General features: G+C 70.4%; 14 protein-coding genes. 9 read left to right on the top strand and 5 right to left on the bottom strand.

Features of this window, described 5'->3' with window-relative positions:
• The first annotated feature begins 39 nt into the window (after window positions 1–39).
• The 3 genes from TCUR_RS09740 to mtnA all read left to right on the top strand — a co-directional run bounded on the left by TCUR_RS09740 (window position 40) and on the right by mtnA (window position 3236).
• Window positions 40–594, top strand: a complete 555-nt coding sequence (locus TCUR_RS09740; protein WP_148232978.1) for a MarR family winged helix-turn-helix transcriptional regulator — start codon at window positions 40–42, stop codon at window positions 592–594.
• Window positions 591–2123, top strand: a complete 1533-nt coding sequence (locus TCUR_RS09735) for a DHA2 family efflux MFS transporter permease subunit (RefSeq protein WP_012852323.1) — start codon at window positions 591–593, stop codon at window positions 2121–2123. The genes TCUR_RS09740 and TCUR_RS09735 overlap by 4 nt, the downstream gene beginning before the upstream one ends.
• A gap of 75 nt (window positions 2124–2198) precedes the next feature.
• Window positions 2199–3236: an S-methyl-5-thioribose-1-phosphate isomerase gene (mtnA, locus tag TCUR_RS09730; RefSeq protein ID WP_012852322.1), complete on the top strand. Its 1038-nt coding sequence runs from the start codon at window positions 2199–2201 to the stop codon at window positions 3234–3236.
• Window positions 3237–3248: 12 nt separating this feature from the next.
• On the opposite strand, the gene TCUR_RS09725 is transcribed toward mtnA, so the two are convergent.
• Window positions 3249–4148, bottom strand: a complete 900-nt coding sequence (locus TCUR_RS09725; protein ID WP_012852321.1) for a helix-turn-helix domain-containing protein — start codon at window positions 4146–4148, stop codon at window positions 3249–3251.
• A gap of 173 nt (window positions 4149–4321) precedes the next feature.
• Entirely contained in the window at window positions 4322–4552 is a 231-nt protein-coding gene (locus TCUR_RS09720; protein WP_012852320.1) for a DUF397 domain-containing protein, read from the bottom strand.
• A gap of 144 nt (window positions 4553–4696) precedes the next feature.
• Between TCUR_RS09720 and TCUR_RS09715 the strand changes: the two genes are divergently transcribed.
• Window positions 4697–5251: an ATP-binding protein gene (locus TCUR_RS09715; RefSeq protein ID WP_083789823.1), complete on the top strand. Its 555-nt coding sequence runs from the start codon at window positions 4697–4699 to the stop codon at window positions 5249–5251.
• 54 nt (window positions 5252–5305) lie between these two features.
• On the opposite strand, the gene TCUR_RS09710 is transcribed toward TCUR_RS09715, so the two are convergent.
• Window positions 5306–6718: an alpha,alpha-trehalose-phosphate synthase (UDP-forming) gene (locus tag TCUR_RS09710; protein WP_012852318.1), complete on the bottom strand. Its 1413-nt coding sequence runs from the start codon at window positions 6716–6718 to the stop codon at window positions 5306–5308.
• 278 nt (window positions 6719–6996) lie between these two features.
• Here TCUR_RS09710 and TCUR_RS09705 point away from each other — a divergent pair, with 278 nt between their 5' ends.
• Both TCUR_RS09705 and TCUR_RS09700 read left to right on the top strand, forming a co-directional pair.
• Window positions 6997–8133: an FAD-binding protein gene (locus tag TCUR_RS09705; protein WP_012852317.1), complete on the top strand. Its 1137-nt coding sequence runs from the start codon at window positions 6997–6999 to the stop codon at window positions 8131–8133.
• 272 nt (window positions 8134–8405) lie between these two features.
• Window positions 8406–9224, top strand: coding sequence for an SAM-dependent methyltransferase (locus TCUR_RS09700; protein ID WP_012852316.1), 819 nt, complete (start codon window positions 8406–8408; stop codon window positions 9222–9224).
• A gap of 58 nt (window positions 9225–9282) precedes the next feature.
• Here TCUR_RS09700 and TCUR_RS09695 read toward each other — a convergent pair whose 3' ends face one another.
• Entirely contained in the window at window positions 9283–10566 is a 1284-nt protein-coding gene (locus TCUR_RS09695; RefSeq protein ID WP_012852315.1) for a citrate synthase, read from the bottom strand.
• A gap of 464 nt (window positions 10567–11030) precedes the next feature.
• On the opposite strand from TCUR_RS09695, the gene TCUR_RS09690 reads away from it, so the two are divergent.
• The 3 genes from TCUR_RS09690 (at window position 11031) to TCUR_RS09680 (ending at window position 13277) form a co-directional block, all read left to right on the top strand.
• Window positions 11031–11897 (top strand): helix-turn-helix domain-containing protein, encoded by an 867-nt coding sequence (locus TCUR_RS09690; RefSeq protein WP_012852314.1) that lies wholly within the window; start codon window positions 11031–11033, stop codon window positions 11895–11897.
• 293 nt (window positions 11898–12190) lie between these two features.
• Window positions 12191–12616, top strand: coding sequence for an OsmC family protein (locus TCUR_RS09685; protein ID WP_012852313.1), 426 nt, complete (start codon window positions 12191–12193; stop codon window positions 12614–12616).
• A 193-nt stretch (window positions 12617–12809) separates the two neighbouring features.
• Window positions 12810–13277 carry a pyridoxamine 5'-phosphate oxidase family protein gene (locus TCUR_RS09680; RefSeq protein WP_012852312.1) on the top strand — a complete coding sequence of 156 codons (468 nt, stop codon included), beginning with the start codon at window positions 12810–12812 and terminating at the stop codon, window positions 13275–13277.
• A 106-nt stretch (window positions 13278–13383) separates the two neighbouring features.
• Here the strand turns inward: TCUR_RS09680 and ctaD are convergent, their stop codons facing one another.
• Window positions 13384–15069, bottom strand: a complete 1686-nt coding sequence (ctaD, locus tag TCUR_RS09675; protein WP_012852311.1) for an aa3-type cytochrome oxidase subunit I — start codon at window positions 15067–15069, stop codon at window positions 13384–13386.
• Window positions 15070–15076: the final 7 nt, after the last annotated feature.

Genomic DNA, 15076 nt, shown 5'->3' with positions numbered 1-15076 from the left:
GTTAGGGCCTTTCGTCCCTTTCGGGATAAATTTGCGCGCGTGCAAGTAACGAGCCCCTTTCAGCACGGTTCGGCCCCCGGTGAGACGCCGGGGGCCGCTCCGTCCGTCCCGGACACCGGCGGGGGCTCGTCCTCCTCGGTGGAGCTGCTCGCCGAGAACCTGGAGAGCCTGCTCACCTACCTGATGCGGACCGCCGAAGGCGACATCCTCGGCGAGCTGAAGACGCTGGACCTGTCGCTGTCGCAGGCCCGCACCCTGTTCCTGGTGGAACGCGCCTCACGCGCCCTGGCCGTCCACGAACTGGCGGCCGAGCTGGGACTGTCCATGGCGGCGGCCGGACGCGCCGCCGAGGCCCTGGTCCGCCACGGCCTGGCCGTCCGGCGCTCAGACGCCGGCGACCGGCGGATCAAGCGCATCGCGATCACCGCCGCCGGGCGCGAACTGCTCTGCCGGCTGCACGCGGCACGGCACGCCGACCTGCGGCGGTTCGCCGCGACGCTGACCGAGGAGGAGCGCATGGGGCTGGTGAAGGCGCTGGCCCCCGTTCTGGCGCGCCCGGAGATCCGGGCCCTGACGATTGGACCTCTCTGTTGAAACCTTCCGCTCCCTCGGAGGTGGCCGCGCCGGCCGGCGGCCCGCCCGGCTCCGACCGGCTGGATCGCTCCGTCTGGGTGACCGCCGGCGTGGTGGTGCTGGGCGCGATCATGTCGATCCTCGACGCGACCGTGGTCAACATCGCCATCCCGGTGCTGACCGAGGAATTCGCAACGACCCTGGCGAAGATCCAGTGGGTCATCACCGGCTACACCCTGGCGCTGGCCACCGTGATCCCGGTGACCGGCTGGGCGTGCGCCCGCTACGGCACCAAGCGGCTGTACATGACCTCGCTGACGCTGTTCGTGCTCGGCTCGGCGCTGGCCGGCCTGGCCTGGTCGGCCGAGTCGCTGATCGCCTTCCGGGTGCTGCAGGGCCTGGGCGGCGGAATGATCATGCCGGCGGGCATGACCATCCTCACCCAGAAGGCCGGGCCGCAGCGGGTCGGCAAGGTGATGAGCGTGGTCGGCATCCCGATGCTGCTGGGCCCGATCAGCGGCCCGATCCTGGGCGGCTGGCTGGTGGACCTGGACGCCTGGCGGTGGATCTTCTTCATCAACGTCCCGATCGGCGCCATCGCGCTGCTGCTGTCCTGGCGGGTGCTGGAGCGGGACGTGCCCAAGCCGGCCGAGCGGCTGGATGTGCCGGGACTGCTGTTCCTGTCCCCCGGCCTGGCCTCGCTGATCTACGGGCTGGCCACCGGCTCGGAGAAGGGCTCCTTCACCTCCGCCACGGTGATCGTCACCACCGCGGTGGGCGCCCTGCTGGTGATCGCGTTCGTGGTGCGCGCGCTCATGGCCGCCAACCCGCTGATCGACCTGTGGCTGTTCAAGCGCCGCTCGATGGCCGCCGCGGCGCTGACCATGCTGCTGTTCAGCATCGCCTTCTTCGGCGCGATGCTGCTGCTGCCGCTGTACTTCCAGATCGTGCGCGGCGAGACCGCCCTCAACACCGGCCTGCTGCTGATCCCGCAGGGCATCGGATCGATGCTCACCATGCCGATCGGCGGCATGCTCACCGACCGGATCGGCCCGGGCCGGGTGGTCACGGTCGGGTTGCCGATCATCCTGGCGGGGGCGTTCGGGCTCACCCAGGTCACCGCCGACACCTCGTATGTGACGCTGGGCGTCATCTTCTTCGTGCTGGGCCTGGGCATGGGGCTGACCATGATGCCGACGATGTCGGCGGCGATGCAGACCCTCGTCCACGACGAGGTGCCGCGGGCCAGCACCGCGATGAACATCATCCAGCAGGTGGCCGGGTCCATCGGCACCGCCGCCATCTCGGTGATCTTGACCAATGAGCTGAAGGACCGCATCCCCGGCAGCGGCGGGCTGGGCGAGGCCCCCTCCGCCGCCGAGGTCCCGCCGCAGGTGCTGGCCAAGCTGCAGACGCTGATGGCCGAGTCGTTCGCCGCCTCCTTCTGGTGGGCGCTGGCCCTGATGACGGTGGCGCTGATCCCGGCGCTGTTCCTGCCGCGCCGCAAGCCCGACGGCGGCCGGGTGCCGAACGCGATGCCGATGCACTGACCTTTCGGTGAGGGCTGAGGTTCACGCGGCCGGTGATCTTGTCACCGGCCGCTTTCTCAGCTTTAGGGTGAGGATGTGACGGAACTGCAAGCGGTGTCCTGGACCGGGGACGCGCTGCGGCTGATCGACCAGACCCTGCTGCCGCACCGGCTGGAGCACCTGGAGATCCGCGAGGTGGACGCCCTGGTGGACGCCATCGTGCGGCTGGCGGTGCGGGGCGCCCCGGCGCTGGGCGTGGCGGGCGCCTACGGGGTCGCGCTGGCCATGCTCCAGGCCGAGCGGGAGGGCTGGGACCGGGCGAGGCTGGAGGCGGCGCTGGAGCGGATCCGCACCGCCCGGCCGACCGCGGTCAATCTGGCCGGCGGGGTGGACCGGGTCCGCCCGCTCGTCGACGCGGGCCTGGCGGCGGTGCTGGAAGAGGCCGGCCGGGTGCTGGAGGAGGACGTGGCGGCCAACCGCGCGATCGGCGTCCACGGCGCGCAGTGGATCTGCGCCCGCGTCCCGCGGCGTCCCCTGCGGATCCTGACGCACTGCAACACCGGCGCGCTGGCCACCGCCGGGTGGGGCACCGCGCTGGGCGTGGTGCGGGAGCTGCACGCCCGCGGCCTGGTGGAGGTGGTGTACGCCGACGAGACCCGGCCGCTGCTGCAGGGGTCCCGCCTGACGGCCTGGGAGCTGGCGCACGAGGGCATCCCCCACTACGTGCTGGCCGACGGGGCCGCCGCCGGCACCATCCTGCGGGGCCTGGTGGACGTGGCGATCATCGGGGCCGACCGCATCGCCGCCAACGGCGATACGGCCAACAAGATCGGCTCTGTGGGGGTGGCGCTGGCCTGCGCGGACGCGGGGGTGCCGTTCGTGGTGGCGGCGCCGTGGAGCACGGTGGACCTGGCCACCGCGACCGGGGCGGACATCCCCATCGAGTCGCGCGCCGAAGAGGAGGTGCTGTGCTGGCAGGGCGTGCGGGTCGCCCCGGAGGGCTCGCGCGGCCTCAACCCGGCCTTCGATGTGACCCCGGCCCGCCTGATCGACGCGCTGGTCACCGAGCGGGGGGTGCTGGAGCCCGCCCACGGCCGCACGCCCGCCCGGCCCGGCGGCCGGGAGGCCCTCTGAAAGCCCGGCGGGTCACATCCGGCGCAGGACGTCGGCGATGATGTCGGGCGTGCGCCGGTCCGGCTCGGCGTCCACGCACAGTCGGTCCATCACCTTCTGGTAGCGCTCCACTTCGGCGGGCTTGTCGATGTACAGGGCGCCGGTGAGCTGCTCCAGGTAGACGATGTCGGGCACTCCCGGCTCGGCGAAGCGCAGCAGGGTGAAGGCCCCGCCGGCCGCGGCGTGCCCGCCGGCCGAAAACGGCACCACCTGCACGGTGACCGTGGGCATCGCGCAGATCTCGGCCAGGTGGCGCAGCTGCGCGCGCATCACCGCGCGCCCGCCGACCGGGCGGACCAGCACCGCCTCGTCCATCACCACCCACAGGTGGGGCGGGTCGGGGCGGGTGAGCAGCTCGCGGCGGCGCATGCGCAGCTCCACGCGCCGCTGCAGCTCGCGCTCATCGGCCGAGGGATGGCCCAGCCGGATGGCCGCGCGGGCGTAGTCGGCGGTCTGCAGCAGCGCGGGGACGAACTGCAGCTGGTATTCGCGGATCCGCGCGGCGTCCTGCTCCAGCCCCAGGTAGGTCTCGAACCACTGCGGCAGCACATCGCCGTACTGGTGCCACCAGCCGGGCCGGTTGGCCTGCTCGACCAGCTCCAGCAGGGTCTGACGGCGCTCGCCGGTCACCCCGTAGGCGTCCAGCAGGTCGGCCACGTCGCGCGCCTTGAAGCTCACCTTGCCCAGCTCCAGCCGGCTGATCTTGGACTCCGACCCGCGGATGAGATCGCCGGCCTGGGCGCGGGACAGCCCCGCCTCCTCGCGGAGCCGGCGCAGCTGGCCGCCCAACACGATGCGCAAGACGGTGGGCCCGCTGGCCGGCGTCTTGCGGTTGTACTCGGGTTCCGGTCGGGCAGGTCCAGCAAATGTCATCTGTCACCCCCACTGGGCTCGGACCGGCAAGTATCTCACCAACCGGCCGGGTCGCACAGCCCTTCCGCAGATGCGGTCTGTTCGCCGGCTCCCGGTGCCGGGCCGGCGGGGTGGGCGCCGGGCGCGCCACCTGGCGGCGAACGGGGAGTCGAGGTGACGCGCCCGGCAGAGGATCAGGCGATCAGATGGTCGAAGTCGCCGTCCTTGGCGCCCCCGACGAAGGCCTCGATCTCCTCCCTGGTGTAGACCAGCACCGGCCCCTGCGGGTAGCGGGAGTTCCGGACGGCGATCTCCCCGCTGGGGAGCTGAGCCATCTCGACGCAGTTGCCGCTCGGGTTGCTTCGCCGGCTCTTCAGCCAGACCAGCTTCTGACCGCCGGATTCCAGTGCTGCGAGGTCATCCATCCTCTTGCCCCCTTAAAGCAGAGCCCCACCCGCGCCCTACTGTACTGAATGCACGTGCATTCGTTCTTGCAGACGCGCTTGCACCTGCACAACAAGGGGAGCAAGATAGCGAACACAGGCCACCGACAGCCTTGGGGTTTCGCGATGATCCTTGACCAGGCAGACGACACCACCACCGACACCCTGGCCCGGGACGGGCGGCGGCATTGGTGGCTGTCGGCTCTGGACGACTCCTCCCATTCGCCCGGTCACTGGCCCACGCCGCCGGCGGGCAGCCCGCGGACCGCGCGGATCGTGCTGCGCACCGAGGCCGCCTCGCCCAAAGCGGCCCGTGACTTCACCGCGCGCACGCTCGCCGAATGGGAGCTGTCCGATTCGGCCGATGACGTGACCATGGTCGTCTCCGAGCTGGTCACCAACGCGGTCCGCTACGGACTGGACGGGCTGCCGCCGAGCGCGCAGCTGTGCCCGGTGCAGCTGGCGCTGTTCCGCCACCCGCACCGGCTGGTGGTGGTGGTGACCGACCCCAGCGAGCACATCCCCCGGATCGCCGAGGCCGGCGCCGACCGTTTCAGCGAAAGCGGCCGGGGGCTGCTGGTGGTGCAGGCGCTCAGCAACGCGTGGGGATGGGCTCCGCTGTCCACCGGTGGCAAGGCCGTGTGGGCCGCCTTCGACCTGCGCCGGCGGCGCACCCTCTGACGGCCGGGCCGCGCAGTCCGCACCGCACGGGAGCCGGTGCGGGACGCCGACGGGTCAGCGGGCCGAGGGCGGATCCAGATGGCGGGGTTCCTCCAGCACGGTGAGGAACTCCCGGGCCCAGCGGTCCACGTCGTGCTCGATGACCCGCCGGCGCATCTGGCGCATCCGGCGGGCCTGCTCGGCGGGCTCGGCCCGCAGCGCCTGGAGCATGGTGCTCTTGAGGCCGTTGATGTCGTAGGGGTTGACCAGGTAGGCCCGCTTGAGCTCGTCGGCGGCCCCGGCGAACTCGCTGAGCACCAGGGCGCCGCGGTGGTCGGCCCGGCAGGCCACGTACTCCTTGGCGACCAGGTTCATGCCGTCCCGCAGCGGCGTGACCACCATGACGTCGGCCGCCAGGTACAGCGCGGCCAGCTCGTCGCGGCTGTAGGAGGTGTGCAGGTAGTGGATCACCGGCACGCCCAGTTCCGAGTGCTGGCCGTTGATCCGCCCGACCTGCTGCTCGATGGCGTCGCGCAGCCGCCGGTACTCGGCGACCCGCTCCCGGCTGGGCGTGGCGATCTGCACGAACGTCGCCTCCCCGGGCTTGAGGTCGCCGTCGCGGAACAGCTCCCCGAAGGCCTGCAGCCGCTGGGCGATGCCCTTGGTGTAGTCCAGCCGGTCCACCCCCAGCAGGATCTTGGCGCCGCCCAGGTCGGCGCGGATCTCCTCGGCGCGCCGCCGCACCGCCGGGTCGTTCACCAGCCTCTCCAGCTCGCGCACGTCCACGGAGATGGGGAAGGCGGCGGCGCGCACCACCCGGTCGCCGACGAAGGCCAGCTGCCCGCTGGTGCGCCCGTCCAGCAGCCGCCGGGCCAGGCGCAGGAAGTTGGAGGCCGCCCCGGGCCGCTGAAAGCCCACCAGGTCGGCGCCCAGCAGCCCTTCGATGATCTGCCGCCGCCAGGGCAGCTGCCAAAACAGCTCCAGCGGCGGGAAGGGGATGTGCAGGAAGAAGCCGATCTTCAGGTCCGGCCGCAGCTCGCGGAGCATGGCGGGCACCAGCTGCAGGTGGTAGTCCTGCACCCACACCACCGCGCCGTCGGCGGCGACCTCGGCGGCGGTCTCGGCGAAGCGCCGGTTGACCCGGACGTAGACCTCCCACAGCTTGCGCTCATAGACCGGCGGGGCGATCACATCGTGGTACAGCGGCCATAGGGTGGAGTTGGAAAAGCCCTCGTAGTAGCGCTCGACCTCCAGGGCCGACAGCGGCACCGGCACCAGGTCCATGCCGTCGGCCTGGAACGGCTCCAGCTCCTCGTCGGCGGCGCCCGACCAGCCGACCCACACCCCCTCGCGGGACCGCATCACCGGCGCGATCGCGGTCACCAGGCCACCGGGGCTGCGGCGCCAGGAGGGCCGGCCGTCCTCGCCGTTGACCCGGTCCACCGGGAGCCGGTTGGCCACCACCACGAACTCGCTGCGGTCCGTCACGCCAATCCTCCCTGCCCTGATTTCATGATCAGATGCCCCGGAACCGGCGTTCGAATCCATCCCGGGCCGTGCACTCGATCACTCCTGCCGCCGCTCGGCTGCCGCCGCTCGGCCGCCGCGGCTCGTTGCGGGGCCGGTCCGGGCCGCGGATGCGGGCGGGTCGCACGGCCGTCGCCGGGGCATGGTCGTCCGACGGACGCACCGACGCCGCTGTCGATGTCTCGTGCCCAGACCGCACATGCTCACACGGTTTCTTCTAATACAAGGAGATAAATACCATGTTCGGTGATTTTGGGGGAATTGTCCGCCTGCTCCCCCGGCACGTGGCGCGTCCGGCCACCGTCGAGGAGGTCGCGGCGGTGCTGCGGGAGGCCGACGGCCCGGTGGTGCCGCGCGGCTGCGGCCACTCCACCTACGGGCAGGCCCAGTGCGACGGCGGCGTGCTGCTGGACCTGCGGGGGCTGTGCGCCGTCCGGGAAGTGGGGCGCGGGCGGGCGGTGGTGGAGGCCGGGGCGACCTGGCGGCAGGTCCTGGAGGCCACCTTGCCGCACGGGCTCACTCCCCCGGTGCTCACCGACTACCTGGATGTGACCGTGGGCGGGACGCTGTCGGCCGGCGGCATCGGCGGCGCCTCGCTGCGCCACGGGCTCCAGGCCGACCAGGTGCTGTCCCTGGACGTGGTCACCCCGCAGGGGAGGCTGGTGCACTGCTCGCCCCGGCGCAACCGGGCGCTCTTCGACGCGGTGCGCGGCGGGCTGGGACGGCACGGGGTGATCGTGCGGGCCGCGCTGCGGCTGGTCCCGGCGCCCCCGTTCGTCCGCTCCCATCGGCTGCTGTACGCCACCGCGGGGGCGCTGCTGGACGCCCAGCGGCGGATCCCCGCCGACCACGTCTCCGGGCAGGCCAAGCACGATCCGGTCTGGCGGTATGAGCTGACGGCGGTGCGCTATGGGCCGGGGCCGCGCATCCCCGGCGCCGTCGAGGTCGAGGAGCTGTCCTACGCCGAGTTCGCCGACCGGATGCGCCCGGACGTGACCGAGCTGATCCGGATCGGCGAGTGGGAACGCCCCCACCCCTGGGGCATCGTGCTGCTGCCGCCCCGCCGCGCCGCCGAGGTCATCGAGGCCACGCTCGCCGAGACCTCCCCCGCCGACCTCGGGCTCAGCGGGGTGGTGCTGATCAGCCCGCTGACCGTCCGCCACGTCCCGGCGCTGGGCGCGCCCGGGGACGCGGTGATGCTGGCGATGCTGCGCACCGCCTCGCCGGGGGCCGCCTCACCGGAGGCGATGCTGGAGGCCAACCGGCGGCTGCTGGCGCGGGCGAAAGCGGTGGGCGGCATCCGCTATCCGATCGACGCCGTCCCCGACTTTTCGACGGCCGGTGATCGAGAAGCGGCCTCAAATGGTGCAGGATGAGCCGACCGCGATGGCGATTCCGTTCGGCGACGCTTTTCAGCGCATCGTTTCCGCAGGCCGAGGCGGAACGCCGGGCCGGAACGTCCAGCCCTCAGGCGAGGTACCGGAAAAGGCCGGATGCGGTCAGGCCTCGGCTTTCGCGGAGGAGTCAGGCCGCGGAAAATCTCGATTCGGCGGCGCGCCGGGCGTTCGATCCCCCTGCCGGCCGGTTTTTCTCTAATCTCGTGGCGATCCCCCCGTTTTCCTCATCATCCAGTAAGGAGTCCCACCTCGTGACCGCAGACGAGCAGGAGCAGGCACCCCCCGGCGTCGATGTGACCCAGCCGAGTTTCGCCCGGGTCTACGACTACTTCCTGGGCGGCAAGGACAACTACGCCGTGGACCGTCAGGTCGCCGACATGGTCATGGAACTGGTGCCCGAGGCTCCGGTGGTGGCCCAGGGCAACCGCGTGGCCATCGAGCGGGCCGTGCGGTATCTGGCGGGCGAGGCGGGCATCGACCAGTTCATCGACATCGGCTCGGGCCTGCCGACCGCCAGCAACGTGCACGAGTTCGCCAAGGCGGCCAACCCCAACGCCCGCGTGGTCTACGTCGACAACGACCCGATCGTGCTGGCGCACGGCCGCGCCCTGCTGACCGAGAGCGGTGTGGCCACCTTCATCCAGGGCGACCTGTATGAGCCGGAGAAGATCTTCTCCGACCCGGCGCTGCTGGAGCTGATCGACCTCAAGCGCCCGGTGGGCATCATCCTGGCGGCGATCATCCACCACGTCCCCGACGAGCGGGACCCCAAGGCGGTGGTGCGCCGGCTGCACGACTTCGTGGCGCCGGGCAGCTACTTCATGCTCACCCACCTGCACGACTCCGGCGACGACCCGCGGGTGGCCGAGGCCAAGAAGATCCTGCAGACCGGGCTGGGCGGCTCCTACTTCCGCAGCCGCGAGCAGATCACCGGCTTCCTGGACGGCCTGACCCTGCTGGAGCCGGGCGTGGTGCACGTGACCGAGTGGCGCCCCAACGGCCCGCCCGGGCCGCTGGAGCACCCGCTGCACACCCAGATGGTCGCCGGCCTGGCGCGCAAGGACTCCTGAACCGGGCGCCGTGCTCCGAATCCCCGGCGCGCCGGGGATTCGGAGCACGGCCGGGCGGCTAGCGCTCCTCGACCGGGACGTAGTGGCGCTCGCCGGGCCCCAGGTACACCTGGCGGGGCCGGCCGATCTTGGTGGTGGGGTCGGACATCATCTCCCGCCACTGGGCGATCCAGCCGGGCAGCCGTCCCAGGGCGAACAATACGGTGAAGGCGTTGGTGGGAAAGCCCAGCGCCTTGTAGATGACGCCGGTGTAGAAGTCGACGTTCGGGTAGAGCTTGCGCTCGATGAAGTAGTCGTCGGCCAGCGCCACCTCCTCCAGCCGCATGGCGATGTCCAGCAGCGGGTCGGACTTGCCCAGCCGCTCCAGCACCCTGGTGGTGGCCTTCTTGATCACCGCGGCGCGCGGGTCGTAGTTGCGGTAGACGCGGTGCCCGAAGCCCATCAGCCGCAGGCCGGGCTCTTTGCTCTTGACCCGGCGCACGAAGGCCTTCACATCGCCGCCCTCGGCGTGGATGCGCTCCAGCATCTCCAGCACCGCCTGGTTGGCGCCGCCGTGCAGCGGCCCCCACAGCGCGTTGACCGCCGCCGAGACGGACGAGAACAGGTTGGCGTGGCTGGAGCCCACCAGGCGGACCGTGGAGGTCGAGCAGTTCTGCTCGTGGTCGGCGTGCAGGATGAACAGCATGTCCAGCACCTCGGCGGCCACCGGGTCCACCTCATAGGGGGTGGTGGGCACGCCGAACGACATGCGCAGGAAGTTCTCCACGTACGACAGGGAGTTGTCCGGGTACAGCAGCGGCTGGCCGATGGAGGTCTTGTAGGCGTAGGCGGCGATGGTGGGCAGCTTGGAGATCAGCCGGATGCTGGAGATGTCGACCTGCTCGGGGTCGAAGGGGTCCAGGCTGTCTTGGTAGAAGGTGGACAGCGCGCTGACCGCCGCCGACAGCACCGCCATGGGGTGGGCGTCGCGGGGGAACCCGGCGAAGAAGTTCTTGAAGTCCTCATGCAGCATCGTGTGGTTCTTCACCCGGTCGGTGAAGTTCTGCAGCTGCTCGGCGGTCGGCAGTTCCCCGTAGATCAGCAGGTAGGCGACCTCCAGGAAGGAGGACTTTTCGGCCAGCTCCTCGATCGGGTAGCCGCGGTAGCGCAGGATCCCGGCCTCCCCGTCGATGTAGGTGATCGAGGAGGTGCAGGAGGCGGTGTTGACGAAACCGGGGTCCAAGGTGACGTAGCCGGTCTGCTTGAGCAGATCGCCGATGTTCAGGCCACCGGGTCCTTCGGTCGCCTCCGTCACCTTCAGGGACATCCGCCCGCCCGGGTGCTCGAGCTCGATGCCGGACATGCGTCCTCCTCCATGTCGCCGTGTTGCGCGCATTCACGTTTTCGGCCGGGGTCTTCCGGCAAGTGAAGATCTGCTCGCCTGGTGTGGCGCGATCCTCCCCTTCTGCGACCTTAGCGATACCCCATCGGCGTGTCGCAAAGAGAGATCGCTTCGGGACCGGCGTGTCCGCGCAGCGGCGCCGAATGTTGATCATTTCGCTGCCCGCGGGGCGGCGGCAGCGGACCGGCGCCCGCCGATCGCCCGCGGCATGCGCCGCGCTCACCGCACAAGGGCCGGCAAGAAGGAGATGGAAGGACGAATACCGCGATCCGGGAGGGAGCAGGCAATGCGAGTTCCGCGGTGATTCATTAGGCTGCAGGAGTGTCTCGTTCAGATGAACGGGAGCCTGTCCCCGATTGGCTGGTAGTCCCTTGCACGAGGAAGCACTGGCACCCACACCCGCGGCGGACGCCGAGCCGGCGAAGGTGATCAACTATCCCCGCCGGGGCGGCCCCACCGTGCTGCGCCTGCTGCTGGGCGGACATCTGCGGGAGCTGCGCGAGAAGGCCGGCATCTCGGCCGAGGACGCCGGTTACGCCATCCGCGGCTCGCATTCCAAGATCAGCCGGATGGAGAACGGCCGGGTCAGTTTCAAGCAGCGAGACGTGGCCGATCTGCTCACCCTCTACGGGGTGACCGACGAGCGGGACCGCGAGGCGATCTTGGCGCTGGCGCGGGAGGCCAACAGTCCCGGCTGGTGGCACCGCTACGGCGATGTGCTGCCGGACTGGTTCCAGGCCTACCTGGGGCTGGAGGAGGCGGCCTCGCTGATCCGGGTCTATGAGGTGCACTTCGTCCCCGGCCTGCTGCAGACCCCCGACTACGCCCGCGCCGTCACCCGGCTCGGCCACCCCGGGGCCGACGCGGAGGAGGTCGAGCGCCGGGTGAGCCTGCGGATGGCCCGGCAGAAGCGGCTGCTGGACCCCGACGCCCCGGCGCTGTGGGCGGTGGTCGACGAGACCGCGCTGCACCGGGTGGTCGGCGGGGCGGAGGTGATGCGCGAGCAGATCCGGCACCTGATCGAACTGGCCGAACGTCCCAACATCACCTTGCAGGTGGTGCCGCTGAAGGCCGTCTCCAACCCCGCCTCCGGCGGCCCGTTCACCATCTTGCGCTTCGCCGAGCCGTTCCTGTCGGACGTGGTCTACCTGGAGCATCTGACCAGCGCGCTCTACCTGGACAAGCCCAGCGACGTGGAGGCCTACCTGCGGGCCATGAACAGCCTGTGCGTGAGCGCCTGCCAGCCGACCGAGAGCCTGCGGTTGCTGCGCCAGATCCTGGACGAGCACTGAGCCTTTTCAAGCATGCGGCCTCGCAGGTCACGGCATCGTCCCCGGCTTCCGGGCTCCCGTTCGACCTGCGGCGATGGCGTGTTGACAAGGGTTCACCGAGCGGTGCCGGCCAGGGTGCGCGCACACCTGCAGACCCCTGTTCCCGGTGTCGCGGGCCGTGTGGTGGAAAGGCTTCGGTACGCCCGTCGCCGCGTGTTCAAGTCCGCTGCGGTGCAGCGGTGTGAAATAGGTTCGGCCTGAGCGCGGCGAAACACGCGGCACAAAAACCGAACGAACGAAAGGAAACCGACCACATGGCCACAATCCGCACCGCCAACGCCCACTGGGAAGGGCCGCTGATGGGCGGGCAGGGCACAGTCTCCCTGGACTCCTCCGGCCTGGGGACCTTCGAGGTCACCTGGCCTTCTCGCGCCGAGAAGCCGGACGGCAGAACCAGTCCCGAGGAACTGATCGCCGCCGCCCATTCCACCTGTTTTTCCATGGCGCTCTCCCACGGCCTGGCCGGGGCGGGCACCCCGCCGGAGAGCATCGACACCCGGGCCGATGTGACCTTCCAGCCCGGTGAGGGCATCACCGGCATCCATCTGACCGTCCGCGCCAAGGTCCCCGGCCTGTCGGCGGAGGAGTTCCAGCGGGCCGCCGAGACGGCCAAGGCCAACTGCCCGGTCAGCAAGGCCCTGGCCGGCACCGGCATCACCTTGGATGCGACCTTGATCTGAGAGCTCGATCCGGCCCCGCTTTCGAGCGCCGCCCGCCCGGAGGGCTCCGGGCGGGGCGGTTCGGCCCGCGGGCTTGGGGACGTTCGTCCCTGGCGGCCGGGTCCCACCGAGATGATCATGCATGGGACGTCTGTCGTCAGGTTGTTCGTTCGTGCCCATCGGCCGTCTTGGCCCATGACCCTCGGGATCGACCATGCCTTCCTCGCTGACCGTGCCCGACCGGTTTCCCGCCGCCGCGGACGCCCCGCGCCGCAGGATCCAGCGGCTGCGTTCCGCCGAGTCGCTGCGGCTGGCGGGCACCAGCCCGCTGGGCAGGCTCGTGTTCAACCTCTATGGGGTGCCGACGATCCGGCCGGTGAACCACATCGTCGAGGGCGAGGACATCATCTTCCGCACCCACGGCGACTCGGCCGTGGTGGAGGCGCTCGGCACCGGTGAGATGCTGGTCGCCTACGAGGTGGACCACTTCGATCTGGATGCCCGGCTGGGCTGGAGCGTGGTGATCAACGGGACCGCCCGCCGGGTGCTGGACGTCCGGGAGGCCGCCCGCTATCTGGCGCTGACCGATCCTTGGCTCGACAACGGCCGGGACAAGAACTACGTGATCCGGATCCGCCCGAAGCTGGTGTTCGGTTTCCAGGTGGTCCCCGACGAGGAGTGAGCCTCTTCAACGGGCCCGCTGAGCGCCACCGATGACACGCGAGGGCGCCCGCCGCAAGCGGCGGGCGCCCTCGGTCTCTTGGGGAGTCAGGCGCTCGGCCCAGGGGTCAGGAGGAGTCCCCCGCGGACGCCTCCACCTCCTTGGCGCCTGTGGCGGCCAGTGGCGGGTGGTGCAGGTCGAAGGCGGGCCGCTCGGAGCGGATGCGGGGGATGGCGGTGAAGTTGTGCCGCGGCGGCGGGCAGGAGGTGGCCCACTCCAGGGAGCCGCAGTAGCCCCACGGGTCGTCCTCCTCGACCTTCTTGCCGTTCCGCCAGGTGATCCAGACGTTCCACAGGAACGGCAGGGTGGAGACGCTCAGCAGGAACGCCCCGACCGTGGAGATCATGTTGAGCGCGGCGAACTCATCGGGGTAGTCGGCGTACCGGCGCGGGTAGCCCTCCACGCCCAGCCAGTGCTGCACCAGGAAGGTGGCGTGGAAGCCGATGAACAGCGTCCAGAAGTGGACCTTGGCCCAGCCCTCCGACAGCTTCTTGCCGGTCCACTTGGGCCACCAGAAGTAGAAGCCGGCGAACATGGCGAACACCACGGTGCCGAACAGCGTGTAGTGGAAGTGGGCGACCACGAAGTAGCTGTCGCTGAGGTGGAAGTCCATCGGCGGCGCGGCCAGCATCACCCCGGTGAGCCCGCCGAACAGGAACGTCACCAGGAAGCCGACGGAGAACAGCATGGGCGACTCGAAGGTGAGCTGCCCTCGCCACATGGTGCCGACCCAGTTGAAGAACTTGATGCCGGTGGGCACGGCGATCATGAAGGTCAGGAAGGAGAAGAACGGCAGCAGCACCTGGCCGGTGGTGTACATGTGGTGCGCCCACACCGCCAGCGACAGACCGGCGATCGCCAAGGTGGCGCCGACCATGCCGATGTAGCCGAAGATGGGCTTGCGGCTGAAGGCCGGGATGATCTCGGAGATGATCCCGAAGAACGGCAGCGCCAGCACGTAAACCTCGGGGTGCCCGAAGAACCAGAACAGGTGCTGGAAGAGGATCGCCCCGCCGATCTCCGGGTCGAAGATGTGGGCACCGAGCTTGCGGTCGGCCTCCATGGCGATCAGCACCGCCGCCAGCGGCGGGAACACCGCGAGCACCAGGATGCTGACCAGCAGGATGTTCCAGGTGAAGATGGGCAGGCGGAACATCGTCATGCCGGGCGCCCGCATGCACAGGATCGTGGTGATGAAGTTGACCGCGGCCAGGATGGTGCTGAAGCCGCCCAGGGTCAGCCCCAGGATGCCCAGGTCGGCGCCGATGCCGGGGCTGTAGACCTCGTTCGACAGCGGCGGGTACATGTACCAGCCGAAGCTGGGCGCCCCGCCGGGGGTCAGGAACGAGGCCGCGGCGATCAGCCCGCCGAACAGGAACAGGTAGTACCCGAGCATGTTCAGCCGGGGGAAGGCCACGTCCGGCGCGCCGATCTGCAGCGGCACCAGCACGTTGGCGAAGCCGACGAACAGCGGGGTGGCGAACAGCAGCAGCATGACCAGGCCGTGCATGGTGAAGGCCTGGTTGTACTGCTCGTTGGAGATGAACTGCAGGCCGGGCTCGGCCAGCTCGGCGCGCACCACCAACGCCAGCAACCCGCCAATGAGGAAGAAGACGTAGGAGGTGATCAGATACATGTAACCGATCACTTTGTGATCGGTGGATGTCAGCCAGCTGACAATGATCGAGCCCTTGCGGGTTCGGTCCTGCGCGACGGCGGCGGCGGGCGCCGGCGCCGGGCTGGTCAGTGTCATGTCCTAC

Source organism: Thermomonospora curvata DSM 43183, assembly GCF_000024385.1.
GTDB lineage: Bacteria > Actinomycetota > Actinomycetes > Streptosporangiales > Streptosporangiaceae > Thermomonospora > Thermomonospora curvata.
This window is presented reverse-complemented; position numbering and strand designations above follow the sequence as displayed.

What these genes read in the sequence shown, in the direction of transcription:
- TCUR_RS09725 (WP_012852321.1), bottom strand. Translation starts at nt 4,148, where the DNA reads ATGACATTTGCTGGACCTGCCCGACCGGAACCCGAGTACAACCGCAAG.
- TCUR_RS09720 (WP_012852320.1), bottom strand. Translation starts at nt 4,552, where the DNA reads ATGGATGACCTCGCAGCACTGGAATCCGGCGGTCAGAAGCTGGTCTGG.
- TCUR_RS09715 (WP_083789823.1), top strand. Translation starts at nt 4,697, where the DNA reads ATGATCCTTGACCAGGCAGACGACACCACCACCGACACCCTGGCCCGG.
- TCUR_RS09705 (WP_012852317.1), top strand. Translation starts at nt 6,997, where the DNA reads ATGTTCGGTGATTTTGGGGGAATTGTCCGCCTGCTCCCCCGGCACGTG.
- TCUR_RS09695 (WP_012852315.1), bottom strand. Translation starts at nt 10,566, where the DNA reads ATGTCCGGCATCGAGCTCGAGCACCCGGGCGGGCGGATGTCCCTGAAG.
- TCUR_RS09685 (WP_012852313.1), top strand. Translation starts at nt 12,191, where the DNA reads ATGGCCACAATCCGCACCGCCAACGCCCACTGGGAAGGGCCGCTGATG.
- TCUR_RS09680 (WP_012852312.1), top strand. Translation starts at nt 12,810, where the DNA reads ATGCCTTCCTCGCTGACCGTGCCCGACCGGTTTCCCGCCGCCGCGGAC.
- ctaD (WP_012852311.1), bottom strand. Translation starts at nt 15,069, where the DNA reads ATGACACTGACCAGCCCGGCGCCGGCGCCCGCCGCCGCCGTCGCGCAG.